Origin of the sequence: Bacillus sp. NPDC094106, assembly GCF_044764345.1 — a bacterium.
Taxonomy (GTDB): domain Bacteria; phylum Bacillota; class Bacilli; order Bacillales; family Bacillaceae_G; genus Bacillus_A.
Window position 1 is genome coordinate 64,806 of sequence record NZ_JBIWHY010000002.1, and the last position, 25,834, is coordinate 90,639.

At 35.2% G+C, this 25,834-nt stretch carries 25 protein-coding genes; 6 read left to right on the top strand and 19 right to left on the bottom strand.

Going from position 1 to position 25,834, the window contains the following annotated elements:
- Positions 1-10: 10 nt before the first annotated feature.
- On the top strand, positions 11-793 hold the full coding sequence (locus tag ACIQ7L_RS03115; protein ID WP_400566496.1) for a CheR family methyltransferase: 783 nt from the start codon (positions 11-13) through the stop codon (positions 791-793).
- Between the two features lie 61 nt (positions 794-854).
- Here the strand turns inward: ACIQ7L_RS03115 and ACIQ7L_RS03120 are convergent, their stop codons facing one another.
- From ACIQ7L_RS03120 to ACIQ7L_RS03150, 7 genes are all read right to left on the bottom strand, one after another.
- Positions 855-1,568: a hypothetical protein gene (locus tag ACIQ7L_RS03120; RefSeq protein WP_400566498.1), complete on the bottom strand. Its 714-nt coding sequence runs from the start codon at positions 1,566-1,568 to the stop codon at positions 855-857.
- 46 nt (positions 1,569-1,614) lie between these two features.
- Entirely contained in the window at positions 1,615-2,871 is a 1,257-nt protein-coding gene (locus tag ACIQ7L_RS03125; protein WP_400566500.1) for a transglycosylase, read from the bottom strand.
- A gap of 29 nt (positions 2,872-2,900) precedes the next feature.
- Positions 2,901-4,529, bottom strand: coding sequence for a flagellar motor switch protein (locus tag ACIQ7L_RS03130; protein ID WP_400566502.1), 1,629 nt, complete (start codon positions 4,527-4,529; stop codon positions 2,901-2,903).
- Positions 4,530-4,705: 176 nt separating this feature from the next.
- Positions 4,706-6,682 carry a chemotaxis protein CheW gene (locus ACIQ7L_RS03135; protein WP_400566503.1) on the bottom strand — a complete coding sequence of 659 codons (1,977 nt, stop codon included), beginning with the start codon at positions 6,680-6,682 and terminating at the stop codon, positions 4,706-4,708.
- Between the two features lie 134 nt (positions 6,683-6,816).
- Positions 6,817-7,185, bottom strand: a complete 369-nt coding sequence (locus ACIQ7L_RS03140; RefSeq protein WP_335360254.1) for a response regulator — start codon at positions 7,183-7,185, stop codon at positions 6,817-6,819.
- 150 nt (positions 7,186-7,335) lie between these two features.
- On the bottom strand, positions 7,336-8,013 hold the full coding sequence (locus tag ACIQ7L_RS03145; protein WP_400566505.1) for an OmpA family protein: 678 nt from the start codon (positions 8,011-8,013) through the stop codon (positions 7,336-7,338).
- Positions 8,014-8,031: 18 nt separating this feature from the next.
- Entirely contained in the window at positions 8,032-8,865 is an 834-nt protein-coding gene (locus ACIQ7L_RS03150; RefSeq protein WP_400566507.1) for a MotA/TolQ/ExbB proton channel family protein, read from the bottom strand.
- 170 nt (positions 8,866-9,035) lie between these two features.
- Between ACIQ7L_RS03150 and ACIQ7L_RS03155 the strand changes: the two genes are divergently transcribed.
- A complete protein-coding gene (locus ACIQ7L_RS03155; RefSeq protein WP_400566510.1) occupies positions 9,036-9,638 on the top strand; it encodes an HD domain-containing protein in 603 nt (200 codons plus the stop codon).
- Between the two features lie 400 nt (positions 9,639-10,038).
- Here the strand turns inward: ACIQ7L_RS03155 and ACIQ7L_RS03160 are convergent, their stop codons facing one another.
- Positions 10,039-10,278 carry a Spo0E family sporulation regulatory protein-aspartic acid phosphatase gene (locus ACIQ7L_RS03160; protein WP_400566513.1) on the bottom strand — a complete coding sequence of 80 codons (240 nt, stop codon included), beginning with the start codon at positions 10,276-10,278 and terminating at the stop codon, positions 10,039-10,041.
- Positions 10,279-10,678: 400 nt separating this feature from the next.
- Between ACIQ7L_RS03160 and ACIQ7L_RS03165 the strand changes: the two genes are divergently transcribed.
- Together ACIQ7L_RS03165 and ACIQ7L_RS03170 are read left to right on the top strand one after the other, a co-directional pair.
- Positions 10,679-11,146, top strand: a complete 468-nt coding sequence (locus ACIQ7L_RS03165; RefSeq protein WP_400566516.1) for a VOC family protein — start codon at positions 10,679-10,681, stop codon at positions 11,144-11,146.
- 5 nt (positions 11,147-11,151) lie between these two features.
- The gene (locus ACIQ7L_RS03170; RefSeq protein ID WP_400566518.1) at positions 11,152-12,387 is read left to right on the top strand and encodes an MFS transporter; all 1,236 of its coding nucleotides are present in this window, start codon (positions 11,152-11,154) and stop codon (positions 12,385-12,387) included.
- Positions 12,388-12,671: 284 nt separating this feature from the next.
- Here ACIQ7L_RS03170 and nfsA read toward each other — a convergent pair whose 3' ends face one another.
- Positions 12,672-13,406, bottom strand: coding sequence for an oxygen-insensitive NADPH nitroreductase (gene nfsA / locus ACIQ7L_RS03175; protein ID WP_400566520.1), 735 nt, complete (start codon positions 13,404-13,406; stop codon positions 12,672-12,674).
- 275 nt (positions 13,407-13,681) lie between these two features.
- Complete coding sequence (locus tag ACIQ7L_RS03180) at positions 13,682-14,263, bottom strand: YdcF family protein (RefSeq protein ID WP_400566523.1); 582 nt, start codon at positions 14,261-14,263, stop codon at positions 13,682-13,684.
- Positions 14,264-14,635: 372 nt separating this feature from the next.
- Here ACIQ7L_RS03180 and ACIQ7L_RS03185 point away from each other — a divergent pair, with 372 nt between their 5' ends.
- Complete coding sequence (locus tag ACIQ7L_RS03185) at positions 14,636-15,313, top strand: DUF421 domain-containing protein (protein WP_400566526.1); 678 nt, start codon at positions 14,636-14,638, stop codon at positions 15,311-15,313.
- Between the two features lie 20 nt (positions 15,314-15,333).
- Here ACIQ7L_RS03185 and ACIQ7L_RS03190 read toward each other — a convergent pair whose 3' ends face one another.
- Positions 15,334-16,689 carry an MATE family efflux transporter gene (locus ACIQ7L_RS03190; RefSeq protein ID WP_400566529.1) on the bottom strand — a complete coding sequence of 452 codons (1,356 nt, stop codon included), beginning with the start codon at positions 16,687-16,689 and terminating at the stop codon, positions 15,334-15,336.
- 105 nt (positions 16,690-16,794) lie between these two features.
- Positions 16,795-17,628 carry a MerR family transcriptional regulator gene (locus ACIQ7L_RS03195; protein WP_400566532.1) on the bottom strand — a complete coding sequence of 278 codons (834 nt, stop codon included), beginning with the start codon at positions 17,626-17,628 and terminating at the stop codon, positions 16,795-16,797.
- Positions 17,629-17,919: 291 nt separating this feature from the next.
- On the opposite strand from ACIQ7L_RS03195, the gene ACIQ7L_RS03200 reads away from it, so the two are divergent.
- Positions 17,920-19,080: a cation:proton antiporter gene (locus ACIQ7L_RS03200; RefSeq protein WP_400566534.1), complete on the top strand. Its 1,161-nt coding sequence runs from the start codon at positions 17,920-17,922 to the stop codon at positions 19,078-19,080.
- A gap of 268 nt (positions 19,081-19,348) precedes the next feature.
- On the opposite strand, the gene ACIQ7L_RS03205 is transcribed toward ACIQ7L_RS03200, so the two are convergent.
- The 7 genes from ACIQ7L_RS03205 to ACIQ7L_RS03235 form a co-directional block, all read right to left on the bottom strand.
- The gene (locus ACIQ7L_RS03205) at positions 19,349-20,698 is read right to left on the bottom strand and encodes an aspartate aminotransferase family protein (protein ID WP_400566537.1); all 1,350 of its coding nucleotides are present in this window, start codon (positions 20,696-20,698) and stop codon (positions 19,349-19,351) included.
- A gap of 190 nt (positions 20,699-20,888) precedes the next feature.
- On the bottom strand, positions 20,889-22,439 hold the full coding sequence (locus tag ACIQ7L_RS03210) for a solute symporter family protein (RefSeq protein WP_400566540.1): 1,551 nt from the start codon (positions 22,437-22,439) through the stop codon (positions 20,889-20,891).
- 2 nt (positions 22,440-22,441) lie between these two features.
- A complete protein-coding gene (locus ACIQ7L_RS03215) occupies positions 22,442-22,783 on the bottom strand; it encodes a DUF485 domain-containing protein (protein WP_400566543.1) in 342 nt (113 codons plus the stop codon).
- 339 nt (positions 22,784-23,122) lie between these two features.
- Positions 23,123-23,752, bottom strand: a complete 630-nt coding sequence (locus tag ACIQ7L_RS03220; RefSeq protein ID WP_400566546.1) for a sterol desaturase family protein — start codon at positions 23,750-23,752, stop codon at positions 23,123-23,125.
- A 77-nt stretch (positions 23,753-23,829) separates the two neighbouring features.
- Positions 23,830-24,123, bottom strand: coding sequence for a cytoplasmic protein (locus tag ACIQ7L_RS03225; protein WP_400566549.1), 294 nt, complete (start codon positions 24,121-24,123; stop codon positions 23,830-23,832).
- Positions 24,124-24,142: 19 nt separating this feature from the next.
- A complete protein-coding gene (locus ACIQ7L_RS03230; RefSeq protein WP_097897983.1) occupies positions 24,143-24,775 on the bottom strand; it encodes a LysE family transporter in 633 nt (210 codons plus the stop codon).
- Between the two features lie 139 nt (positions 24,776-24,914).
- Entirely contained in the window at positions 24,915-25,643 is a 729-nt protein-coding gene (locus tag ACIQ7L_RS03235) for a YqcI/YcgG family protein (protein ID WP_400566552.1), read from the bottom strand.
- Between the last annotated feature and the right edge of the window lie 191 nt (positions 25,644-25,834).

The window sequence follows — 25,834 nt, forward strand, 5'->3', positions numbered from 1 at the left end:
CTATATAACTATGACAACTGAACAGAACTATGATTATTTTATAGCGAGTTTTAAACAGCAATTTAATATGGATATTTCTTCGTATAAACAAGATAGGATGCGTAGAAGAATTGATTCTTTTATTTCTCGAAAAGGTTTTGAAAATTACGCCAACTTCCTAAACACTTTACGAAATAACCAGGAATTATTTACAAGCTTTATTGATTACATTACGATCAATGTATCGGAATTTTTCCGTAATAAAGAACGCTGGCAAACGTTAGAAACAAAAGTTCTCCCAAAACTATTAGAACAAAATAACGGTAAATTAAAAGCATGGAGTGCTGCGTGCGCAGCTGGCGAGGAACCGTATACCCTCTCGTTAATCTTATCAGATCGATTACCAGCGTTTCGCTATGAAATTCAAGCAACAGATCTTGATTTTCATATTTTAGAAAAAGCAAAACAAGGACAATATACGGAACGATCACTAAAAGAATTACCTGACACCATTAAAACACGTCATTTTACAAAAGAAAACGATACATATACACTAAGCCGAAGTATTAAACAGCAAGTAACATTTAAACAGCATGATTTGTTAACACAATCCTTTGATACAAATTACGATTTAATTATTTGCCGTAACGTCATGATTTATTTTACAGAAGAAGCGAGAAGTAAACTTTATGAAAAATTCAGCCGTTCTTTACGAAAAGGCGGCGTATTATTTGTCGGTAGCACCGAGCAAATCTTAACTCCTGAACGCTATAATCTTCAGCGCTTCGATACATTCTTTTATGAGAAAATATAACCTATAAGAAAAGGGTCGCCTTCTTGTATAGAACGGCGACCCTTTTCTTATGTCATTGCTATTACCATCGAATCAGAACGATACAAATGATCCATATGAGTAAAAAGCAAATGGTCATAGACCACTTATGCTCCTGCGCGACTTCTTTCAATTGCTGAGATAACTGTGTCATATTCATTTCAGCTAGCGCTCGCCATACACTTGCATCGCGGTCTTTCGGAACGATATGCGTACCATTTATCAAAACAGCCTCACTCGACAGCTTTGTGATATAGGCTGTAATCACGCCAACAATCATGTTTATATTTCCTTGTGAAGAATCCTGCTCCGCCCTAGAAACAAGCCCGCCTACATCCAGTAATGGAATCAATACTTTTCTCCCAAACGACATCGGTACTTCAGCGAAGTCATATGTTCCATCTAGTAAAGGAATTCCTTTCACATGCGCTTGTTTGATAAGACCCTCTATACTTCTTACAATTTGTTCATAGATTGGCTCTGATTGTCGTCCTTCTTTTGACAGGGTATGAAGCTTCGAAAACAACTGCAATACTGTGTCCATTTCCTTTATGAGAACTTCTTTTAGCGCTTTCCCGTCAGCAAGGCTGGCAAGTAAAATTCCGATTTCATTATTTTTTGTAATAATTTGAGATTGAGTCGTAAACGTAACATTACTTTGCTTTTGTTCTTTCTGTACTTCTTGTTCAGAAATAGCAGCAGGCTGTTTTAATGGCTCTAACGTCTTATTTTCAATCGCAATGCGTTTGATGTCCATTTTACGCCTCCCTTTTCAAATACCACAGTATAATATATCGTTCTTTTTAGCCCCACTCTTTATTATTTTTTAAGACAAAGAATAATACGAACAATCCAGATATAACGGCAAATACATCTGAGGCCTCAATACCTTGTTCATTTTTCGGCTGTTTTTTCTCTTTTTGACTCTCAACTTGCTCTTGTTTTTTTGAAGCAGCTTTATCGTCCTTTTCATCCGTTGTCTTCTTATGTACTTTCGTCGCTTCTTGTTGAGAATGAGTTGGTTCCTCTTGCTTCTTAGGTACACCTATAACCTCGGCCATCTTTTCTTCTTGCTTAGACACTTGATCTTGCTTTATATGCTGCTCTTCTTGTTTATTTGCTTGAATCGATTCTTCTTGCTGTTCCTTTTCTTTTGGCTGTTGTTCACTAACCGATATCACATATTCACTTTCTTGGACGAATTGATTCCCCGCAGCATCAACGATCTCAATACTAAGGCGATACGTACCCGTTTGCAACGCCCCTGTTACTTCATACATTTTGCGCCAATCCATTTCACGCTTATTGTAATCTAGTAAAAATGTAATGTCGCTGCTGTTCTCTTTCCCTTTTAATACAACGCGCACTTCTTTCACCGCTGATTCTGCATCTGATGCTTTCACACGAATATGGAGCGAATCACCAATCTTTCGCTCTACCACTCCATCTTTCGCTCCATCAATGATCATTTGCTCAAGCTTCGGTAGTTCTTTATCCAAAGTCGGTGTTTCATTTTTAATATGAACAAGTGGAACCTTTTCTTCTCGCTCTTCTAATTCTTCTTTTCCAGCTTCTTTACGACTTTGCATGAGCTGAAGATGCCAATCACCTTCTAAATCGTATGGTCCAACCGTATAATATGCAACCCATTGCTTCGTTTCATCTTCGTACGCAAAAGATAGCGGTCTTTTTTGATCATACTGGCTATCATTTTTTTGCAATTGCAATGAGCCTTTTATACTTTGAATATTTTGTTCTTTCGGCTCTACTGCAATTCGAACCTTTTCTCCAGGTATAGCCTGTTGTTTACTAACCGTAACTACACCTAACTCCGTTTCTACCTTTTGCTCATGCTGCTGTTCGTTTTCTTTTTTTTGTTCTTTCTCTTCTTTTTGGTCTGTCTCTCGTTCATTTCCTTGCTGATTTCGATCATCTTGTTGATCCATTTTACCTATATCATTATTTTGTACTACATCTTCTTCCGCTTTACTCTGCATAGGGAACAATATAAGTAGATGTACTACCATCCAGCCAATGAGAAAACGTCTCATACTTTTCATCTATTTGTTCAAACTCCTATTTTGATGTCTTATAACGATTTTGTAACTTTCACACCGAAAAAGCCATCAACATTTACAAGTTCACCGTAAGCGACTAATACATCATTTACATAAATTCGAATCGGTTCATCAATATCTTCATCCAAAACAACTGCGTCATTTTCATGTAAGCTTAATATGTCTTGAATCGTTTTGACCGTACTTCCAAATACAAATTTTACATCGACTTCTACATTTTGCAGAATGGATGTATCCATATACGATGGATTATTCACTTTGATTTCTTGAAACTCAATCGGCTGCACTACCGGAACTCGAATTTCTTCCTCTTCAGCTGCTTCTTCGACAACTGGATAAAGAAGACGTCTTGCCATTTCCTTCGCTTCTGGAATCGGTAAAATTTGATACATTTTTGAGTGAACAAGATCCCCAATGTCAATATTGAATGTAATTTGAACAAGTTCGTCCAAATCTGTTCCTTCTCCTAAATATTCCATTTCTTCTTTTAATGTAACAAATTTCACCGCCGGCGGAGTAATGTCCATTTTCTCCATAAACATTTCTGACATTGCAGTTGCCGCATGCCCCATCATTTGGTTCATAATTTCTTTAATGCCGCTTAGTTCCAGCTCTGTAAGTTCTTGCTCTGGATCAATTTCGCCAGTCCCCATCATCATAAGGTCTACCATCGTTAAAGCAACATCTTTCGTAAATACGAATATATTTTCATTTTTCAAACCTTCAACAAAGTCAACGTTTAAAATAACAAACGGCATCGGCACATCATCATAATGACGAACATTAATCGTTTCCACATTCGGTGTACTAATACTTACTGGTTGATTTAACACTGTCGACAATACAGTTGAAGCTGAACCTATAGAAATATTAGCAATTTCTCCAAGAACATCCTTTTCTTCTTGTGTTAAGTACTCTTTTACAGGCTGTTCTTCCGTTTTTTCTAGTTCCTGCGTCTCTTCTATGTCTTGTACTTCTGCTGGTTCTGCACCGCCAGATAACTGCAACAATTTATTTATCATTTGTTTCGCATTTTCAACTGACACGATTTGTACAAGTTTAGAGTTTACAAGTTCATCTATTTTTAAATCAAATGACACTTTAATAATTGTACCGTTTCCATCAATACCAGAGATTTTCTCCATCTCGTCTGCTAACTTTACAACCTTAATCGTTGGCGGAGACATATCAACCGTATCTCGGAAGAACTCTGACATAGATGTTGCCGCAAACCCCATCATCTGATTCATCGCTTCTTGTACCGCACTTAGTTCTAATTCTCCAGGTTCTTTTCCTTCTTCAACCTCACCTGTTCCCATCATCATTAAATCCGCGATAGCCAAGGCAACATCTTGTTTAAGGACAAGAAGATTCTCCATATCTAGTCCTTTTGTAAAATGAATATTTAATACGACATGTGGAACTTCAATTTCTCTCGCATCATATAAATCTACCATCTCTACATGAGGAGCAGTAATACTTACTTGCCTATTTAAAATAGTTGATAATATAGTTGAAGCTGAACCAAATGATATATTTGCAATCTCTCCAAGAATGTCACACTCTTGAGACGTAAGTGGCTGATTTTCTTTTTCTAGCACAATTGTGCCCGTGTCTCCTTTTGTATGTTGTTCAGGCATTTTCCCCGCCTCCTCATTTCTATTTTTTCATAAAAATCATACAGACTATCTATTACACTCGTTATATTTTAACAAACTTATTATAAAAATTATAAACATAGATGAGCAAATATACACTTTATTATTCTTGTAACTAAAAACTCCCCAATTCCATCTACTGGGGAGTTTCATTCATACTATAAACCTTCTGGGTTTAAAATGAGGACTACCCGTCCGTCACCAAGAATTGTCGCACCAGAGAAATGATTTGCATTCTCTGCAAAAAAGTCACCTAACGACTTTAAGACAATTTCTCTTTGACCAATAATTGTATTTACAATAAGTCCATAGCTTCGATGCGTATTACGAACGATTAAAACCGGAACCATTTGACCTTCATATGATTCAAACACCTCAGCTGCTGTTTTCTCACCAAAAACAACACTTAAATGTTTCACTTCAATAATTTGATCACGATAATTAAGAACGTCTTTCCCATTTAATGCTTGTATGTCCTCTTTCTTAATTCGAATCGCCTCTACAATATTGCCAAGCGGGAAAGCATAACGCGTTTCATTCGTTTGCACAAGCATAGATTGAATAATAGAAAGTGTTAAAGGAAGCTCAATACGGAACGTACTACCTTTTCCTTCTTCTGAATCAACAATTAAATGTCCGCCTAAACTATGAATCGTATGCTTTACAACATCTAATCCAACACCGCGTCCAGAAAGATCTGAAACAACTTCAGCCGTACTAAAACCAGGTTGTAAAATAAGTTCAAACACTTCACGATCCGATAATTTATTAGCATCCGCTTCGGTTACAACACCATTTTTGATGGCTTTTTCTAATACTTTCCCTTTATGAATGCCGTTTCCATCATCCGTAATTTGGATTACAACATGATTACCGCTATGGAACGCTTCTAATTTCATCGTACCTGTTTCATTTTTACCAGCATCGCGGCGCTTTTCAACTGTTTCAATACCATGATCGATTGCGTTACGAATTAAATGAACAAGCGGATCTCCAATTTCATCGATAACGATTTTATCAACTTCAGTATCTTCACCTGTAATTTGCAAATCAATTTTTTTCCCTAAATCTTTTGCAAGCATGCGTACCATACGCGGAAAGCGATTAAAGACCGTTTCAATCGGCACCATACGCATATTTAATAGTACATTTTGAATATCCTTAGAAATATCACCTAATCGATTTAAATGTTCAATTAATTCTTTATTTTGAATCGTCTCTGCTAATTCATCGATGCGACCACGTTCAATTACACTTTCTTCAAACATGTTCATCAATCGCTCGATTTTTTCTAATTGCACACGAATAGAGCGGTTTTCTACTTTTGCATTTTTACCTTTTGCGCTCCCTTTTGAAGGCGCCTCTTTAGAAGTCGATTGAGCAGGCGTTACGTTCTGCTTAATTACAGACTGAACAGCTTCTTTCTTCTTTTGTACGGCTGTTTTTTCTTTTTGGATTTGCTTTACTTCTACTTTTTCAATTTCAGAAACATGAAGTGCAGCTTGCTTTAGCTCTTCCTCACTTTGATCTGTATTCATATAAATTGTAAATTCAAATCCAAAGGTATCCGCCTCAATTTCTTCCATACTTGGGACTGTTTTTTCTATACTTCCCAATTTTTGCAATGCTTCAATACACATAATTGCTCGTACTGCTTTTAAGATTGCTTGTTGTTCCACAGTAACATGAATTTCGTAAGAAGCTGTGTCATCGTCCTCTAACTCAACTTGGGCTTGACTTTCCGCAGCACCTACTGCATCACCATTTAATAATGCTTCTAGTTTTTGTTTTGTAGCAGTAACATCTATATTTCCCATACCGCCTTGTTGAACATCTGCGACCATTTTCTCCAAATTGTCAATACATTCAAAAACAACATCTATAATATCGGCATTTACTGCCATATTACCATGACGAATTTCATCAAGAACATTTTCCATCTTATGCGTTAAATCTGCCATTTCACTAAATTCCATACTTGCAGACATACCTTTAAATGTATGCGCTGAACGGAAGATTTCTCCTACGACATCCATGTCTTCAGGGTTCTGTTCTAAATTCAGCACATTTTCATTTAATGATTGTAAATGCTCTTCTGCCTCTTCAAAAAATATATTCAATAGATCTGTTTGCATTTTAATCCCCTACCTGTCTCCACAAACATTTCATTTATGTATAACAATTTAATGTTTTAAAAACAATAGAAAAAGAGGTACCACACTTCTATACATATCATTGTTCGATTCTTTGTGGCACCCCTTTATATGAATTAGCTTGTTACTACTTTTGTTAATGCTTCAATAACACGGTCAGCTTGGAAAGGCTTAACAATAAAGTCTTTCGCACCAACCTTAATTGCATCTAGTACCATGCTTTGTTGTCCCATCGCAGAGCAAATAACAACTTTTGCATTCGCATCAATTTTTATAATTTCTTTTAATGCTTCTAATCCATCCATTTCTGGCATTGTAATATCTAGTGTTACAATATCAGGCTGAAGCTCTTTAAATTTTTGAATTGCTTCTAATCCATTTTCTGCTTCACCGATAATTTCAAACTCAGTGTTGCCTTTCAATAAGTTTTTAATCATTGTTCTCATAAACATCGCATCATCTACAACTAAAATTTTATGTGCCATTTTTTTCAGTTCTCTCCTTCTATGTATAACCATATCTTAATATTTAAGCCTATCATTCTCACCCATTATACAAAATAACACGAGAAAATTTAACATTTTTTTTAAAGAATTTCTACATTTTTATTATTTTATTAATAAAATAGAAATATATTATTCTTTTACATATATAACAACACGACGATTCTTTGCCCAATTCTCTGGTGAATCGTTTGGTGCTACTGGTTTTGTATCCGCATACCCTACTGCTGCCAGCCTTTTATCATCTATATGATACACCTCAACAAGATGGTGAATCATATTTGCAGCACGAGCTGAAGATAATTCCCAGTTTGATGGGAATTTTTCATTATGAATTGGTCTACTATCCGTGTGACCTTCTACGACAATTGGATTTGGAACAGATTGAAAAAATCCCGCTAATCCACTTATAATATCTTTCGCTTCAGGTTTAATGTTCGCATCTCCTGTATCAAATATTAAATTATCTACAATAACAATACTAACACCTGTATCTTCACGGTAAACTTTTACCTCTTCAATTCCATTATCTGTTACATAATTTTTTAACTTTTTATATAATTCATCCATTCTTTTTTTAGAAGCTACCTTTTCACTATTTTTCTCATGAGAAATATCAGGTATTGTATTTTCCATTACTTGTGCATCTACTTGCCCTGTATCACTAAACTTCTCAAGCATCTTTGAAAATTTCGCTGTATCTTGTTTTGACGTAGCAACTAATAATACAAAAAAAGTAAGCAATAACATCGTTAAATCGGTAAAGGTCGTCATCCAGCGCGGTGATCCTTTTTGCGGTCGTTTTATCATCATACCCCCCCTAAAAAACTAGGCTGCTCGTTTTTCTTTTTTTATTTTCGTTTCATATACATACGTATCCAGCTTTAATTTTAATTTAGAAGGAATTTGTCCACTATACAACTCTGAAATCGCCTCCATAATAAATTTCTTTTCTGTATACATATCTTCGATACCGCGATATACTTTTTCAGCAAGCGGAATCGCAATCATATTGGCAATTACCGATCCATACAGCGTCGTTAACATCGCTACTGCCATACCAGTACCAATTTGTGAAGTATCCTGTAAATTTTGAAGCATAATGATTAGACCAATTAATGTCCCAATCATTCCCCAAGCTGGTGCAAAATCACCAATTTTATCTAGTAATGTCGCACCTTTTTTCAACTCATATACTTCTGTTTCAATATCCCTCGTTAGTATTTCTTTTAATTCCTCTTCATCGTACCCACTTAGCATTAAGCGAATTCCTTTTTGAATAAAAGGATTATCTACCTGTTCTCCATCCGCCTCTAACGATAATAGGCCATGTTTTTTTGATTTTCTGGAGAAATCTACAAATAATTCCGTTAGTTGTTCTAAGTCTTCTTCTTGTCTATTCAATACAGAAAAAATACTCTTCGTGTATTTTTTTATTTCACTAAATCTATAAGCAACAACAACTGTAGCTGCTGTTCCTCCTATAACAATTAGAATAGATGAAATATCCAAGAAATTTTTAAAACCTTTTATTCCACCGCCGCCAAGCATGATTGCTGCAATTACAATGACGAATCCTACTACAATGCCAAACGGGCTAGAAATATCAAACTTTCTTTTTTTCTTATTTGGTCTAGCTAACAATTGATTTTCGTCTCCCATATTCCTGCCCTTCCTTTTTGTTTTTTTGAATATTTTTTTATTTTAATAATACATTTTTGCATTCATTTATCATTATACTTCCCTTATCCGTTTATCGCAATATTCTCATGAAATTGACACATTTCATTTTTATATTAAAATTACAATATAGCAATGTGAGGAGGATCCATATGGAACATAATATTTTACAAGTCATTGCACTAGCAGAAAAACTGAAATATGAAATGAGACATAGCTGGCTTTCTAACGGTCGTCAAGAAAGCGTTGCCGAACATACATGGCGTATGTCACTAATGGCTGTCTTGGTTCAGCCTTATTTAGATAAAGAAGTAAACATGGAAAAGCTACTTAAAATGGTTATCATTCATGATCTTGTGGAAGCTGAAGCTGGAGATATCCCTGCTTTTGATACAATGAATAGTCGTGAATTACAATTAAAAAAACAAGAAAATGAACAACAGGCAATTTTACATATTAAACGTACACTAGAAGGTCCTCTTGGCGAAGAATTGTACGATTTATGGATGGAATTTGAAGCGAAAGAAACATATGAAGCCAAAGTTGCAAATGCTCTCGATAAGCTAGAGGTAAAGATTCAACATAACGAAGCAGATATCGACACTTGGCTTCCAATTGAACATAAAATGACATTTCAAGTTGCTAAGCATACAGACTTTGATTCCTTCTTATCAAAATTACAAAAAATCATTGAACAAGAAGGTGAAAAGAAATTAATTGCTGCGGGCATTGATGTCGAGGCTTGTAAACAATAACAACTTCTCTAGGAGAAACTACGATAACTTTAGACACTCTATTGAGTGTCTTTTCTTTAAGTAGTTCTTTAAGTAGTTCTATAAATACCAACTTAAAAACCGCTTTTTTAGATGGACGAGAGCATCTGACCATGCATAGAAGCGGTCAGGGCCTTTTTCTACCACATGCGAAGTAAAAACAGAAAGAGCAAACGAGTGTAGGATACTTTTTATTCTGCATAGCAAGGATGTAGATGTCGAAAAATTAAAATGGATCTATATATTTCACAAATTTTTCTATACGATACGCCTTCAAAAAATTCCTCACCATGTTTTCTTGCTCAATAAACTATTAATCACAATATACATCAATAGAGATATTAATTGTTTGTAACTACCAAACAGTTGAATTGATTCCTATTTATCTCGTTAACTGTCCACACAATATCACATCATTTTTCTGTTCATTCATAAACCTATTAATTAGTATATCTAAATCTCGACTAAATAATACAACTTTATCATGAGCTAATCCATATTTAGCAACAAGTACACTTAACTCTTGTTTTTGATCTTCTATTTTATCTTGTAATTGTCTCATCTCCATCTCTATACAAAAACTCCCTTTTCCCATATTATTACTTTTTAAAGTATAATTCATCTTTGCATATAAAAAAATAAAAAAATAAATATTTCTTAAAAAATTCATAAATTGTAATTTATTGTTATTGAAATACGTTATTTTTTCATACTTTTGTATGAGACAATCCCATCCTTTTTCATGATTTAAATTAGCGATATATCGTTTAACATTAAAAATAAAAGATGTAATTTAATGGTTCATCACCAAAAGACGAGGGTGACATATAGATAGATGCACACTCCATCCGCGGGCGAGAGCGAGCCTCCTCGGCAAGCCTGCGGGGTCTCACTTTCCTCGCTATTCCCGCTGGAGTCGCCACTCTCCGTTCCGTGTATGAAAAATGATTCTTTTTCAAAAAATCAACCTCATGTTACGGTGATGAATCAATTTAATCACATAATTTTACAGGAGGATTCGAATGATTAAAGGTTTATATGAAGCACATTTACCCGTCCGTAATCTACAGATATCCATACCATTTTATGAATCATTAGGTCTCAAATTATATAAAAAATATGAGAACGCTACTTTCTTTTGGATTGTAGAAAAGGAAAGTTGGCTCGGTCTCTGGGAAGGCGAAGAATATAAAGTAAAGTATCACCCTTCTCTACGGCATATTGCTTTTCAAGTAGAAATGAATGATTTAGAACATGCCATAGAATGGTTAAATAACAAAAATATTGCTGTAAGAAAAGACTTTGGAATGGAACCAATTGAACCAATCGTTTTTCCAGAACAAGCACATGCATCTGTGTATTTCCATGATCCTGATGGGAATAGTTTAGAACTCATCACAAGACTACCTTTTGAATTAGCAAATATGAATAAGATATATTTAAGTGAATGGAAAAGACAAGTACAACTATTGTTAGGAAAAGAGAGCTGATCCTTATGTCATCACAACCTATCACATATCGTAATCTCCTAAAACAAAATAGTGACTTTACAAAACTCTTTTATGGGCAAACATTAAGTGTACTTGGAGATTGGTTTCACACCATTGCATTATTAACACTCGTGTATAGTGTAACGCAATCTTCTTTCATGCTTGCGCTAACCTTTATGAGCAAAAGTTTGCCACAGCTACTTCTCAGCCCTTTCATCGGTGTAATTGTAGATCGTTTTTCAAAAAAGAAAATCATGATCGTGACCGATATTTTACGCGGAGTGATTGTCCTTACTTATTTGCTAGCAATCTACCGAATTGAAATCATTTTTATTGCTAATATCATATTGGCAGTGCTTTCTTGCTTATTCGAACCAGCCAAACAATCTTCTATAAAAAGAGTTGTAAAGCAAAACCATTTAGTAACCGCAAACTCTCTTTCTAGTACAATGAATGGTTTTATGGCTATCATTGGTGCTTCACTGGGCGGAATTACCGCTCAGATCCTAAGTGTAGAAGCTGCTTTTTTTATCAATAGTATTTCTTTCTTACTTTCTGCCTTTTTCATTTTTAAGACAACCATTCCTTTTACTGAAACATCTAAAACGAAGGCACCATTTTTTACCGATATAAAAGAAGGCTATACATACATATTACGGCAAAAGATTATTATGGCTTTAATTCTCGTTGGGATTTCATGGGGCATTATTGGCGGCGCCTATCAGCTGCTTTTAACAATCTACGCCGAAAGTATCTTTCATGCAGGGAATACTGGAATTGGCGTTTTATATACTGTCCAGGGTGCTGGACTTATGATTGGAAGTTTACTTGTCAATCTTTATATTGGCTCAAATGAGAAAGTAATGAAAAAAGCATTTGGCTGGGCTTATTTGTGGCAAGGGATTTTCTTTCTCGGTTTCGTTCTTTCCGATCAACTTATTATTGGCACCCTTACATTACTATGTATGAGACTTGCTGGAGGAATGATAGTTCCACTCGATACAACATTATTACAAACCTATACGAAAGAAGAGATGATCGGCAAAGTATTTGCATTTCATTACTCAATTTACGGCTCACTTATACAGATTTCTATGTTTATTACGGGATTACTTCTAGAAAGAATTTCTCCTCAAGTAATCGGTAGTGTTCTAGCTGTATGTTGTATTTTCGTTAGTTTTATATGGCTGTTTCTATTTTACAGCGGAAAGCTATACGACAATTCTTCCTCTATTCGATAGCATGTGTATAAGCATGCTTTTTACATCATCGCTTTTTCACAACAGGCGAACCACATATATTTGAAAATATTGCTTCTGCATGGCTCAAGTGTTCTATTCGTGCTGAACATGTCAATTTAGAAAAATCTCTGCTGCATGCAATACATTCATAAAGAAAAGCGGCTCTAAATAAGCCGCTTTTCGTTTTAAATCAAAACCGATATTCATATACAACATAATCAAAAAGATTTACAAATCCTACACTCTCTGCAACAGCAATCGAAGGTAGATCTGCTTTTCAAACTTTATTTTTTATTAAACCCTTTTTTACTCAAAAATTCCTTCATGTGTAATCGCTTCTCTTTTGACATGAAAGCACTCATTGATCCTGTCCATGTTACATTCTTTTGATTGGTAGATCTTCCCTTATAGTATTCATTCGTTATTTCGTCATATTCTGCTAATAATTCATCATATTTATTTTCGTCATATGCATTTTCATGTAAGATGGCTTCAACTGGCAAGCGTGGTTTCACTGCATGGCTTTCATCTGGTACTCCGACTGTCATCCCAAATACCGGATATACTTTATCTGGTAAATGAAGTATATCACTAACTTCTTCTGGATTGTTCCGAATCCCGCCAATATAACAAATGCCATATCCTAATGATTCTGCAGCGAGTGCTAAATTTTGCGCAAACAACGATACGTCTACTGTAGCTACAATAAAGTTTTCTGTAGTATCATGTTTAATCTCTGTCCCTTGTTTCTCACAAGCTATTTCTAAACGCTTTAAATCTGCGCAACAGACAAAGAAGGCCGCACAATCTTTCACATGACGATTTCCAGATAGCTCTGCTAATTGTGCCTTTAATGATTCATCTGTTACATAAACAACCGAATACGCTTGAACAAAATGTGATGATGCGGCATGTTGAGCTGCTTGTACCATTCTTTCAGCTATATTTCTTGGAATCGGTTCATTTTTATATTTACGGACTGAAACGTGTTGCTCCATCTTATGTATTATCTCATTCATCAAAATCACTCCCTTTTTTCCTTCATACTGAAAAATTAACACATCTGTTTCAATATTCACAACTTATATGCCCAGCAAACTGTTTCGATATGCCACTTCTATAGTCTAATCCATATCACTTACGATAAAACAAACCCTCCCCCTAAACAAAAAAGAGTAAATTCTTACCGAATCACCCTTTTTTAACTCTATTATATTAAGCTGCACTCAAAACTTTAATACCTTTAATAATATTCAAAACGAAATAATAAATCCCTACAATTAAAGACTTGTCGCTATATTCGATTGGTTAGCCAATATTGTGTAATCGCAAAGTATTCTCGCACATTCGACTGAATGATAATTGGTTTTGGTGTTTTTGCAGGAAGTCCCTCTACTTTTAAACCTTGTTTTTCAGCAATTTTTTTTGCCCGGAACATATGAAAGTCATTCGTAACAATCATCCCTTTTTTCTTATTTGCTGGAATAAGAGACTTTGAGAATTTAATATTTTCATCTGTATTTGTCGAGCGCTCTTCCATTATAATTCTGTCTTCCGCGATGCTTTGTTTTATTAATCCTTTTTTCATAGCCAACGCTTCTGAAATATCTTCGCCTTTTCCTTTACCACCGGACACAATTACAATTGTTTGCTCATGTGTTTTTAAATACTCCGCCGCTTGATCAATGCGATATTGTAAAGAATAAGAAGGCTCTGTTCCTTTCACCTTTGCCCCTAACAGAATCATATAATCTGCATCATCTGGTGCCTTCATATGACCATGCTTATAAATGTTATATTGTAAGAACCCCATATAACCTACTATAATCATCATTACAATTAAGCCATACTTAATCATTTTTTTCTTCTTTAACATTTACGTATACTCCTATTTTTTTCTATTTTCTCATCATAATATTTCTCTAGTTATTTGTATAGATTCGATTTCCAATTCAATCTATATAAATCATTTTAATTTTTTAACATCTAACTCCCTGCTATGCAGAATACAAAGTACCCTATACTCGTTTACCCTTTCTGTTTTTACTTCGCATGTGGCAGAAAAAGGCCCTGACCGCTTCTATGCATGGCCAGATGCTCTCTCCCACCTAAAAAAGAGGGGGTTTATATCGTTTTTTTAATTGATGTATATATAATTCAACCTTAAAAAGTAATATTTATAATAAATAAGGGCATAGTGAATAAAGTATATTTTATAATGGGAGCTTTGTATGAAGGGGTGTAAACATTGTTTGTTTTTTTATGTAATGTAACATTCTTCTTTTTATTATTTCTCATATCGCTTAAACTGCTAGGCAAATCCGCACTCGCACAGCTTACACCACATGATTTTGGAGCCATTATCTTTTTATCCTATTTTGCTTTTCAAGCAATGCCGGTTGATGGTGCTTTGCAAGCTATTGTCGGTATGAGTGTAATTACATGCCTTCACCTTTTAATCACAAAGCTAAGCCTACTCAATAAACTCAATCGTTTCATCCTAGGGCATCCCATTATTTTAATTAAACATGGAGATATTATTTTTGAAAATTTAAAGAAAAGCAGATATCCAATCGCTGAATTACTTTCTAATCTTCGCGTAGCAGGATATCCTAGCGTTCATGAAATTGAATATGCCATTTTAGAAGCAAATGGTGCGATTAGTATTTTACCTAAAAGAGAGCTTGTTCCTCTTACTCCAAAAGATATGCATATCGATGTGAAATATGCTGGGTTACCAATTGCCCTTATCGTTGATGCACAGATCCAACACGATAATTTAAAGTTAATCCACAAAAATGAAAAATGGCTCTATAAAGAGTTACTCGATAAAGGCGTGAAAGGTATACAAAATATTGCTTTTGCTTCCGTCCAAGAAACAGATGGCTCTTTTACGATTACGCTGAAAAATGAGAAATCCCCTTAAACGGTTAAGGGGATTTCTCATTATGATGCTTGTTTCTCCTCCATGATTCGTAATGGTACAGGATGCTTCATACGGTTCATCCCAAATACAATAATCGCTGTTAATAGCTCTGCAACTGGCATGACAAGCCAAATTCCATTTACTCCGAACAACTTTGGCATCATCCATAGTAGCGGAATAATGAAAAATAAACCACGACTCAAAATAATAAAGACTGATTTCTTCGTTTGTCTTACCGACTGAAAATACTCTCCATACACGATGTTGTAGCCTAAAAATACATATTGGATAAAGAAAAGGCTAATTCCCGTTATCGTTAATTGAAATAATTCTGGTGATTGAACATCAAATAAACCGATCAGATATTTCCCAAAGAATAAACCAATCACAATTGCTGCACACCCAAGTGCAACTGCTATTTTTACGGCAAGCTGTAATCCTTCCCTTAATCTTTCAGATAAATTCGCACCATAATGAAAACTTGCAATTGGTTGTAATGCTGCTCCAACACCAAAGAACAATAACAATGTCATGGAATGAATGCTATTTACCATCGCATAGGAGGCAACTCCTAATTCTCCTGCATATTGAATAAAGGCTATATTGAAACCAATTGTTACAATCGCTACTGTTATTTCAGTTGTAAAACTTGGAAAACCAATCACCATAATTTGTTTGACTGTCTCCCATTCAAAATGAAATTTCGTCCATTTTAAAATACTACTTTTTCTAAAGAAATGACTTAATAAAACAAGAAAACCAATTGCTGCTGAGAGGATAGTCGCTGCCGCTGCTCCTGTTACACCCCAGCCAAATATAAAGATAAAGACATAATCAAATACGATATTTAATAAAGCTGTTATAACAAGACCGGCCATCGCTAAATTTGGATTCCCATCGTTACGGATAAACGTACTCAAAACATTTTCTAAAACATATATCATCCCAAATGTTAACAATACTTGTAAATAATCTAAAGCATACGGCAAGATTACATCATTTGCTCCAAATAAATAAGCTAAATCTTCTATTTTCCATAAACAAATAACCATTAAAATACCTACAATTATAACTGCTACTGTCATGGATTGTGTAAAAATAGATCTCGCTCGCTCTATTTTATTTTCACCTAATGCAATGGAGTACAGTGTTGCCCCGCCCATACCAATCCATAATGAGATAGAAAAAAAGATTGAAAAAGCTGGAACAGCAACGTTTACCCCGGCCAAACCATTCGCTCCTACTCCCCTACTAATCATCACTGCATCAATCATAATATTAACTGACATTAATACCATTCCAAGAACAGCTGGTATTAAATACGAAATAAACAAACGTTTTATTGGTTCTTCTCTTAATCTCTCTGTTGTTTCCATTTTAAATTGCTCCTTTACGACTCTCTGCTCACATTTTAAACCTTAAAGCAACTTGAAGGTCAAGAGAGAAGTAAAAAATGCGATTTTTCTTAGCATTACTGCATTCTATTTCTTTTTTACGACAGGGATTTGTATTTCCGTTACTTGCTCTTCTGGATTTTCTGTCACAGACCAATCAATTAAAGCGAGTTCAACTGCATCTCCGGATACTTCATATCCTTCCTTTTCAATGCCTCTTAATAACTCCTTGTAAGTTTCATCCGTTTTTTCATACGGCCCATGATGATAAGAGCAAGCATACATCCCCTCTTTAATAGTATCTGAAGTCGCCATTTGAAACGGCATATAATCAAGCAAAATAAAAACACGATTATATGATTGGAATTCATTTTGAAACAATGCTTCTTTTGATACTGTCACACCAAGATCTCCTGAAAATACACTATCATCTATTTTCTTCATATTTTTTTGAAGTGAATGTATATAATATTCAAACATATCATCCGTTATATTCGGTGCAATAGCTAGCGCCGTAATTTTTCTCTTTGGCAATTTTTTAAATATGACATGATTTACTTTTGACCCTGTAGCTTCTTTCATCATCTCAATTTTACGCTTCATTTTCGCCAATGCATATTCAATTTCCCTTTGCTTCTTTAACATCATCTCTTGCTGTTTTTCAAGTAGATTTAAAGCATAAGTTGGATTTCTTTCATCAATATACTTCTTTATTTCTTTTAAAGAAATATTTAACTGACGTAAAAATTTGATTGTATCTAAAAGTGAAAACTGATCAATGGTGTAATATCGATAATTTGTTTGCGGATCGACAATGGATGGATGAAAAATACCTTTTTCATCGTAATAACGTAATGTTGATTCTGGAATATTATGCATTTTTGCCATTTCTCCAATTGTAAAACGTTGATTGAATAACATGTTTCCTGCTCCGTTTCTTTCAAATAGATTTATTCCTTCTAGCTTCTTTCTTCTTACCCTTCATTATATAGGCATATATTCCTTATTCAAAATGAATCCTCTACTAAAAAAACTGCTCATTTAACATTGATTTTTTCTGAAACTTATTATATATTTATTACAAGTTCAAATTACAAGTTCAAAAGAACTCGTATAAAGACCTCCTGTTTAATGTGCATTACATATTGTTTTACATTAAGCACACTCCGAGAAATCGTATGATAAAAACAAAAAATGAAAAGGAGAGATGAGATGGAATTTTTCTTTCAAATTGCGTTAATTTTATTAAGTACAAAAATTGCTGGTGACATTAGTGTTAGGCTTGGTCAACCGTCTGTACTTGGAAAATTGATCGTCGGTATTATTATTGGGCCTGCTGTATTAGGGTGGGTTAACAATTCAGATTTACTTACACAGTTAAGCGAAGTAGGGGTTATTCTCCTTATGTTTATGGCTGGACTTGAAACAGACTTAAAAGAACTAAATGAAAACCGTAATTCCTCTTTAGCGGTTGCAGTTGGGGGCATCATTCTGCCATTTGTGGGTGGTTATGTTGCAGGACTTGTAATTGGCATGGAACAAGCTAATGCAATCTTTTTAGGATTACTTCTATGTGCAACAAGTGTTAGTATCTCCGTACAAACACTTCGCGACTTAGGTAAAATGAAGACAAAAGAAAGTACAACTATGTTAGGTGCAGCTGTATTTGATGATATTCTTGTTGTTATTTTACTAGCCTTTGCGATGAGTTTCCTAGGAACAGGTGATGTGAATTTAACAGTGATTATCTTGAAAAAAGTTGTCTTCTTCGCAGCTATTATCTTAATTGGCTGGAAAGGTGTTCCAATGATTATGCGCTGGTTATCACCACTGCGTGTATCAGAATCTATTATTAGTGCAGCTCTTATCATTTGTTTTGCTTTCGCATATTTTGGTGAACTATTAGGAATCGCTGGAATTATCGGCGCATTCGCAGCAGGTATTGCCATTTCTCAGACAGATTACAAACATGAAGTTGAAAAGAAAGTAGAACCAATTGCTTATGCAATGTTCGTTCCAATCTTCTTTGTCAGCATTGGCATGAACATTACGTTTGCAGGTATTGGAGATAAAGTATGGTTTATCTTAGCATTAACTATCATTGCTGTCTTAACAAAACTAATTGGTTGCGGATTTGGGGCACGAATCACAGGCTTTGATTTACAGTCTTCTACAATTATCGGATCTGGCATGATTTCCCGTGGTGAAGTTGCTCTTATCATTGCAGGACAGGGACTTGCTTCTGGTCTACTAGCAAAAGACTACTTTACAGCAATTGTTATTGTCGTTATTTTAACAACAATGATTACACCACCAATGCTGAAATATTCTTTCGGTGTAAAAGATAAGCAATTAAAACTAGGTAAATCGTAACTATATATACATCAATTAAAAAAACGACATAAATCCCCTCTTTTTAGGTGGGAGAGAGCATCTGGCTGTACATAGAAGCGGTCAGAGCCCTTTTCTGCCACATGCGAAGTAAAAGCAGAACGAGCAAACGAGTGTAGGTACTTTTTATTCTGCATAGCAGGGAGTTAGATGTCGAAAAATTAAAATGGATTTATATATATTGAGTACTAATTTCATAATATAAAAAACGAGATGATTGTCTTCACAAGACAATCATCTCGTTTTTTTATTAAATGCGTTCCATCGCTGTCTTCAATGTCCCTACAACAAAAGCGATTTCTTCACTTGAAATAATAAGAGGCGGTGCTAATGTTAAAACATTATTATAGCCTGCTGTTGTCATTCCGTTACGTCCAACGATTAATCCTTTTTCTTTACAAGCGTTCACGACACTTGCAATTTTATCATTATCAATTGGTTCTTTTGTTTCCTTATCATTTACTAATTCTATACCGACTAATAGCCCTTTTCCCCTAATGTCTCCAACAAGCGGATGATCTCCAATCTCGTCTCTCAATTGCTCTAATAAAAGCGATCCCATTTGTGCGGAACGCTCAATTAAATTTTCATTTTCCATAATTTCTAAGTTTTTAAGTGCTAACGCACAAGCAGCTGGATTCCCGCCAAACGTGTTAATATGACGGAAAAATTCATATTCTCCTGTTCCCTTAAACGCTTCATAAATTTCTTTCTTCACCGCTGTTGCTGATAACGGCAAATATGCACTCGTAATTCCCTTTGCCATTGTAATAATGTCAGGCTTTACATCGTAATTCATAAAACCAAACGCTTTTCCGGTACGGCCAAAACCACAAATCACTTCATCACTAATAAGGAGTGCTCCATGTTTTTGACAGATTTCATGAACAGCTTTCATATAATCTTGCGGAGGCATCAAAATACCACCACCTGTAATAATTGGTTCCATTATAAATCCAGCTATCGTTTCACTTAGTTCCCACGTCATAACACGGTCAATTTCTTTCACACACTCTACATCGTAAATATTTTGCGATTCCACTCCTTGCATTCGGTAACAATCTGGCGGCGTCACATGTAAAAAACCTGAAGTAAATGGTTCATATTGATATTTACGCTGTGCTTGTCCTGTCGCTGCCATCGCCGCCATTGTATTACCATGATAGCCACGATAACGTGACATAATTTTATAGCGATGCTGTTCCCCTTTATATGCATAATATTGCCTTGCAATTTTAAAAGCTGTTTCGTTCGCTTCCGATCCACTATTAGAGAAGAAAATGACATATTCTCCTCCGAGCCACTCGTTTAATTTTTCAGCAAGTCGAATCGCTGGTTCATGCGATTGTGACATGGGAAAATACGATAATGTTTGCAGTTGCTCATACGCTGCCTCAGCAAGCTCTTTTCTCCCATATCCACTATTCACACACCAAAGACCACCCATACCATCTAGATATCGTTTTCCTTCTATATCTTCTACCCAGCAACCTTCCGCTTTTGCCCCAACCATTGTACTATTTGGACTAAACGGGCGCATTCCATGCCACACATACTGTTCATCCTTTGCTAGTAATGAATCTGTTTGTTTCGTTTTCATCATATCTTCCACCTTCCATAACAACTTATTCTTCTCCAAGCTGCACTGGTGCCATGATGAGTTAAAACTTCTCTCTGCCTATTTTCATTCCACACTTATAAGACAAATCCTACCAAATAACAAGTAATATTTAAAACAAAATTACAAAATGAAAAAAGCCTTCCAAATATTTTGGAAAGCTCATGTTCTTTTAGTGTGCAGAAACGTCACTCACTCCGTGACCTGTATTGGATTTCACGAGAATTTCATCAAATTTTGCTGCATCTTCTTTCTTACTTGAAAAAATTGTCCCTAAGTATGCCGCTAAAAATCCAAGTGGAATGGAAATAATTCCAGGTGTTGTATATGGGAATAGTGCTTCTCCCACAAAAATCGCTTTCCCTGCTACAGGATTCCAAACATTTGGACTTAATGCCACTAGCACAATTGCTGAAACAAGACCGACAATCATACCACAAATTGCCCCCGTCGTATTAAAACGCTTCCAATAAATCGTAAATAAAATAACTGGTAAATTTGCACTTGCAGCAACCGCAAACGCTAACGACACTAAGAAAGCAACATTTAACGTTTGAGCAAATAACGCTAAAATAATAGATAATACCGCCACGCCAATGGATGCATAGCGCGCCATTGATACTTGTTCTTTTTCTGTTGCCTTGCCCTTACGAATAATCTCATTATAGAAATCATGCGCAAATGCTGAAGCGGCTGTTAACACAAGACCCGCTACAACTGCCAAAATTGTTGCAAATGCAATTGCAGAAACGAAAGCAAATAAGAAATCTCCTCCAAGTGCTTTTGCTAATAACGGTGCTGCCATATTACCAGCTGGGTTCGCCTGAATAATTGCAGTATTTCCTACAAACGCAGCTGCTCCAAAACCTAGGAAAATCGTCATAATATAAAAAGCTCCAATTAACCAAGTTGCACATACGACAGATTGGCGTGCTGTTTTGGCATCACGAACAGTAAAAAATCGTACCAGAATATGAGGTAAACCTGCTGTTCCAAGAACAAGGCCTAAGTTTAAAGAAATCGTATCTAATCCATCTTTGTATTTTACACCAGGATTTAAGAAAGCTTCCTTCAGTGGTGTAGCTGTTTTCATCTGGGCAAACATTTCTGTAATACTAAAATTAAATTTCGCGAACACAATAACTGAAATAACAAATGTTCCTGCCATGAGTAAGACAGCTTTGACAATTTGCACCCAACTTGTTGCCGTCATACCGCCGAAAATAACATACACTGTCATTAGTGTTCCAACAATTAAAACAGATGTCGTATATTCAATTCCTAATAGTAATTTAATAAGTGCACCCGCTCCTACTAGTTGTGCAATCATATAGAAAATTGAAATTGTCATCGTATTTAAAGCGGCAATACCTCGCACCTTCTTCGCATCAAAACGTGCTGCAATCATATCGGCCAATGTATACTTCCCTAAATTTCTAAGCGGTTCCGCAACAAGATATAATACAACTAAATAGGCAACGAGAAAACCAACACTATAAAAAAAGCCATCAAATCCAGTTAACGCTACAGCTCCAGCAATTCCAAGAAACGAGGCAGCTGACATATAATCCCCAGCAATGGCCAAACCATTTTGCCACCCAGTTAATCCCCCTCCAGCTGTATAAAACTCACTCGCATTTTTCGTTTTTTTCGATGCAAAATATGTTATGACGAGCGTACCAAGAACAATAATTAAAAAGAGTGCAAACGCAGTTGTATTCAAATTTATCCCCTCCCTTTTTGCATTTTTTGAAGGATTCCCTGCGAAATTTCATCAAATGATTCTGCTTTTTTGCTATAAATCATACATAAAGCCCACGTCATAACAAATTGGGCAAAAGCAAAAATCCACGCCCATGTCACATCACCAAATGCTGGTGTATTTAATACTTTTGAATAAGATGTCAAAATAGGTAATGCAATAAAAAAGCTCAAAAAGAAAATGGTCATAGGAATAATAAATTTTCGTTTCTTTTCTAACAGTGATTGAAATTCTGCTGACTGAACGACTTCTGTATAATTTACCTCACTTTGTAACTTGCGTGCTGAACTATCATCTCGTTTCATTTCTCAAGTCCCCTCTCCCTCATTCTTTAAATCAAATTCCCCCTTGCCTCCTAAAAAACTAAATTTTATAAATATTCAGAAACTTATATTCATTTTAGACAATCTCTTCTTCTCTGCAAAGATTTTTCGATAGACATCTTTCGTCATATTTTTCCATTTTTTTAATATATTTTTTTGAAATAAAATAAAACTTTCGTCAGTGAACATTCTCTTCATCTCTACTAGTGATTAGCCCTCACGAATCGGTCTTTTACAGGCAGTTTACTTCCCACTTAACTTCTTTTCTTTCGCTGAATTTTGAAATAGGAGTATTACTGCGCGTTAAAGAAAAAGCAGTGCTCATTGCACCACTTCTTTGTCCTTCTCTTTTTCTAGGTTACGCGCCGTCTCACTTAATTCGACATCTTTTCCATTTTTATACGTGCCAAATAAGAAATCATAAACTGGATTCGACACACCAAACCAATAATTTTCATTTTTATAATGATGCAATATGTGCTGTTTCTTTAACCATCTACCAAAATGAGTCAGCGGTCGAATTGGCTTATGTGCGATATAATGTTTCCATTCATAAATAAGCAGCATAATAATCATCCCAATTCCAAATGAAAATGTAATCGTTATATTACTTGTAAATCCATACACAATGAACAAATAAATCGCGAACCCTGGCAAGCTATACCAAACTGGTAAAAACAATAGTTTTAAATCATCAGGGTACACATGATGATCATAATGTAATCTCCTTAACATTTTCAGTAAAAATGGATTTTTAGGAGGTTTAATATGAAATAAAAATCGATGTGTTACATACTCATTGATTGTATAAAAAATGATCCCTGCAAGACACGACAACAATGCTACCCCTGTAAATAATTGCATTTTCAAAATAATGATAAACAGTATCAATACCCCGGACATAATGACAATATCATGTTGGAAAAAGAACTCCTTCATCACCCTTTTCATTTACTCTTCCCCCTTTTTTCAAAAAACAGCCGTAACATATTGTTACGACCGTTTCTTATCTATTTATTTTATTCTCATTACAAATTTGCTTGCTGTTCTATTGTAGCAAAAAAATTCTTGGAACCAAATATATTTTGCTTTGGAATGATGTGTTCAACTGCAAAAACAGTTACTTCTCCCATCTGCACTTCCCCAATAATCAGACCGAATACATCATGATTTACAGCAAATGTTGGTTGCTTTGTTTGTAATAATCTTTCAGTAGTATGAAGAACAGCTTCATATAATGGATTTCTGTCAGTAACTTCTTTTCGAATTTTTGGTGCTAATGTAATAATGATTTCTTTTCCATTAATAGTGGTTCGATACATAAAAATCTCCCCTTCAATCTTATGTGAACAACTGTAAAGCTTTGTACGCAAAATGGATAGAATACCCGACTAGAATGATTCCAGCCCCCGCTGTAATATAGCCAAGCGCTTTTTGTTTAAGCAATGTTCGTCCAAAATGAACGGAAAAAGCAATATTTAAATTCCATAAAATAATGCCAATAATAATACAAAGACTATACAAAAAGGCTTCTTGCTTGGTTACTTTTGTAAGTAGTGAGCTAAGTGTACTCCCGTATACACCAAACCAAAAAACAAGATTTAATGGATTGGATATCGCAATTAAAAATCCAGCCATAAAGGACTGCTGAAGCCCACCTACCTCTTCTTGTTTATATTCCATATTCGAGTGTAAAATTCCTTGTTTTACACTTTGAAACCCTAAATAAAACAGTAAGAAAAATCCTATGCAATACATAAATGCTTGTACATATGTATACATAAATACAGAAGATAAACCAAAATAAATGAGGAGCATAAATAAAATATCTGCACTCATTCCTCCTATTCCAACAACCCAAGCGTGCCAAAAACCACGTTCAATTCCTCTTTTTAACATTTCAATATTAATTGGTCCTACTGGTGCAGCTAATGAAATACCTAGTACAATTTGCTGTATAATTACTCCAAACATCGCTCTATCCTTTCTATTCCTTTTTCTATTAGCAAATGAGGAAACTACGAAAAATAGACTAGCTTTTACGAAAAAATATACATAATTAAAATGTCCTTTTTTATCCAAAATATGCAAAAAAGCCGTCCATGGGCGGCTTTCATTTTTCTACTTTATGATGAAATGGACATTTTCCGTTAATCGGTTCAATGTCGTCTCCAATAAAATATTGCCTCCACTCACGGTGGTCAGGATCACCATAGTGGCTAATATTCGGATGCTTTGGCAACTGATCCCACTTTTCAACCCGCTCTCTAACCATTTGCCGTGAATATGAACCTTTTGGTCGATCCCCTTCTAGTCCATTAAAAATGATACGCGGTTGGAATCCAATAATAAGTGAGTTTCCTAAATGCCGCGTTTTTCTTTGTTTATAAGCAGGCGCATTTCCAAACGCAAACATAGGCTCGCCACCAAACGAAAATTCCCATAAATGATGATCTGGATTTTCGGGGATTTTTTCAGGCCATGGCTGTTCATCTGCTTCATGTAAATATTGTAGTACTCTCCAAAAATAGGACCGGTAATGTTCAATGGACTGTTCTTCAAGTTCTGGTTCTACAAAAAGAAAAAAACCCCTTCTTACAACTGGTCGTTCGTGCATTAGATCTAAAAAAGAAAGCATCGTATGCGGTAAATGACTCCAATCATCATGGGAAAGAAACGAATACCGAAGTTCATTCTTCTTTAAGGCCGTTAATCCAAAATAGCACGGAAAGGTTGGATCCAATACAACATGAGAAAAATTTGCAAACTCCTCAGAAACCCAACTCGGTATATCTACCCTATTTTTCATTCCTTCATTATCTAATAGATAAGACTGAACCATTCTCTCACCTCACTATGTACAGCATTCACTTAAACATATTAAAAAGTGAACTCGTCCTATACCATGAAAAAAACTTGAGCAGAAAATTATTTAAAAATACAAAAAGATAAAAACGCTTACTTGACTAAAATCTACCATTTCATGTATATTTAAATTATCATTTAGCAGAATATTCGAGAATATAGCATTTT

Coding starts and splice junctions, on each gene's coding strand:
- ACIQ7L_RS03115 (WP_400566496.1), top strand. CDS start 11: ATGACAACTGAACAGAACTATGATTATTTTATAGCGAGTTTTAAACAG.
- ACIQ7L_RS03120 (WP_400566498.1), bottom strand. CDS start 1,568: ATGGACATCAAACGCATTGCGATTGAAAATAAGACGTTAGAGCCATTA.
- ACIQ7L_RS03125 (WP_400566500.1), bottom strand. CDS start 2,871: ATGAAAAGTATGAGACGTTTTCTCATTGGCTGGATGGTAGTACATCTA.
- ACIQ7L_RS03130 (WP_400566502.1), bottom strand. CDS start 4,529: ATGCCTGAACAACATACAAAAGGAGACACGGGCACAATTGTGCTAGAA.
- ACIQ7L_RS03135 (WP_400566503.1), bottom strand. CDS start 6,682: ATGCAAACAGATCTATTGAATATATTTTTTGAAGAGGCAGAAGAGCAT.
- ACIQ7L_RS03140 (WP_335360254.1), bottom strand. CDS start 7,185: ATGGCACATAAAATTTTAGTTGTAGATGATGCGATGTTTATGAGAACA.
- ACIQ7L_RS03145 (WP_400566505.1), bottom strand. CDS start 8,013: ATGATAAAACGACCGCAAAAAGGATCACCGCGCTGGATGACGACCTTT.
- ACIQ7L_RS03150 (WP_400566507.1), bottom strand. CDS start 8,865: ATGGGAGACGAAAATCAATTGTTAGCTAGACCAAATAAGAAAAAAAGA.
- ACIQ7L_RS03155 (WP_400566510.1), top strand. CDS start 9,036: ATGGAACATAATATTTTACAAGTCATTGCACTAGCAGAAAAACTGAAA.
- ACIQ7L_RS03160 (WP_400566513.1), bottom strand. CDS start 10,278: ATGAATTATACTTTAAAAAGTAATAATATGGGAAAAGGGAGTTTTTGT.
- ACIQ7L_RS03165 (WP_400566516.1), top strand. CDS start 10,679: ATGATTAAAGGTTTATATGAAGCACATTTACCCGTCCGTAATCTACAG.
- ACIQ7L_RS03170 (WP_400566518.1), top strand. CDS start 11,152: ATGTCATCACAACCTATCACATATCGTAATCTCCTAAAACAAAATAGT.
- nfsA (WP_400566520.1), bottom strand. CDS start 13,406: ATGAATGAGATAATACATAAGATGGAGCAACACGTTTCAGTCCGTAAA.
- ACIQ7L_RS03180 (WP_400566523.1), bottom strand. CDS start 14,263: ATGTTAAAGAAGAAAAAAATGATTAAGTATGGCTTAATTGTAATGATG.
- ACIQ7L_RS03190 (WP_400566529.1), bottom strand. CDS start 16,689: ATGGAAACAACAGAGAGATTAAGAGAAGAACCAATAAAACGTTTGTTT.
- ACIQ7L_RS03195 (WP_400566532.1), bottom strand. CDS start 17,628: ATGTTATTCAATCAACGTTTTACAATTGGAGAAATGGCAAAAATGCAT.
- ACIQ7L_RS03200 (WP_400566534.1), top strand. CDS start 17,920: ATGGAATTTTTCTTTCAAATTGCGTTAATTTTATTAAGTACAAAAATT.
- ACIQ7L_RS03205 (WP_400566537.1), bottom strand. CDS start 20,698: ATGAAAACGAAACAAACAGATTCATTACTAGCAAAGGATGAACAGTAT.
- ACIQ7L_RS03215 (WP_400566543.1), bottom strand. CDS start 22,783: ATGAAACGAGATGATAGTTCAGCACGCAAGTTACAAAGTGAGGTAAAT.
- ACIQ7L_RS03220 (WP_400566546.1), bottom strand. CDS start 23,752: ATGAAAAGGGTGATGAAGGAGTTCTTTTTCCAACATGATATTGTCATT.
- ACIQ7L_RS03225 (WP_400566549.1), bottom strand. CDS start 24,123: ATGTATCGAACCACTATTAATGGAAAAGAAATCATTATTACATTAGCA.
- ACIQ7L_RS03230 (WP_097897983.1), bottom strand. CDS start 24,775: ATGTTTGGAGTAATTATACAGCAAATTGTACTAGGTATTTCATTAGCT.
- ACIQ7L_RS03235 (WP_400566552.1), bottom strand. CDS start 25,643: ATGGTTCAGTCTTATCTATTAGATAATGAAGGAATGAAAAATAGGGTA.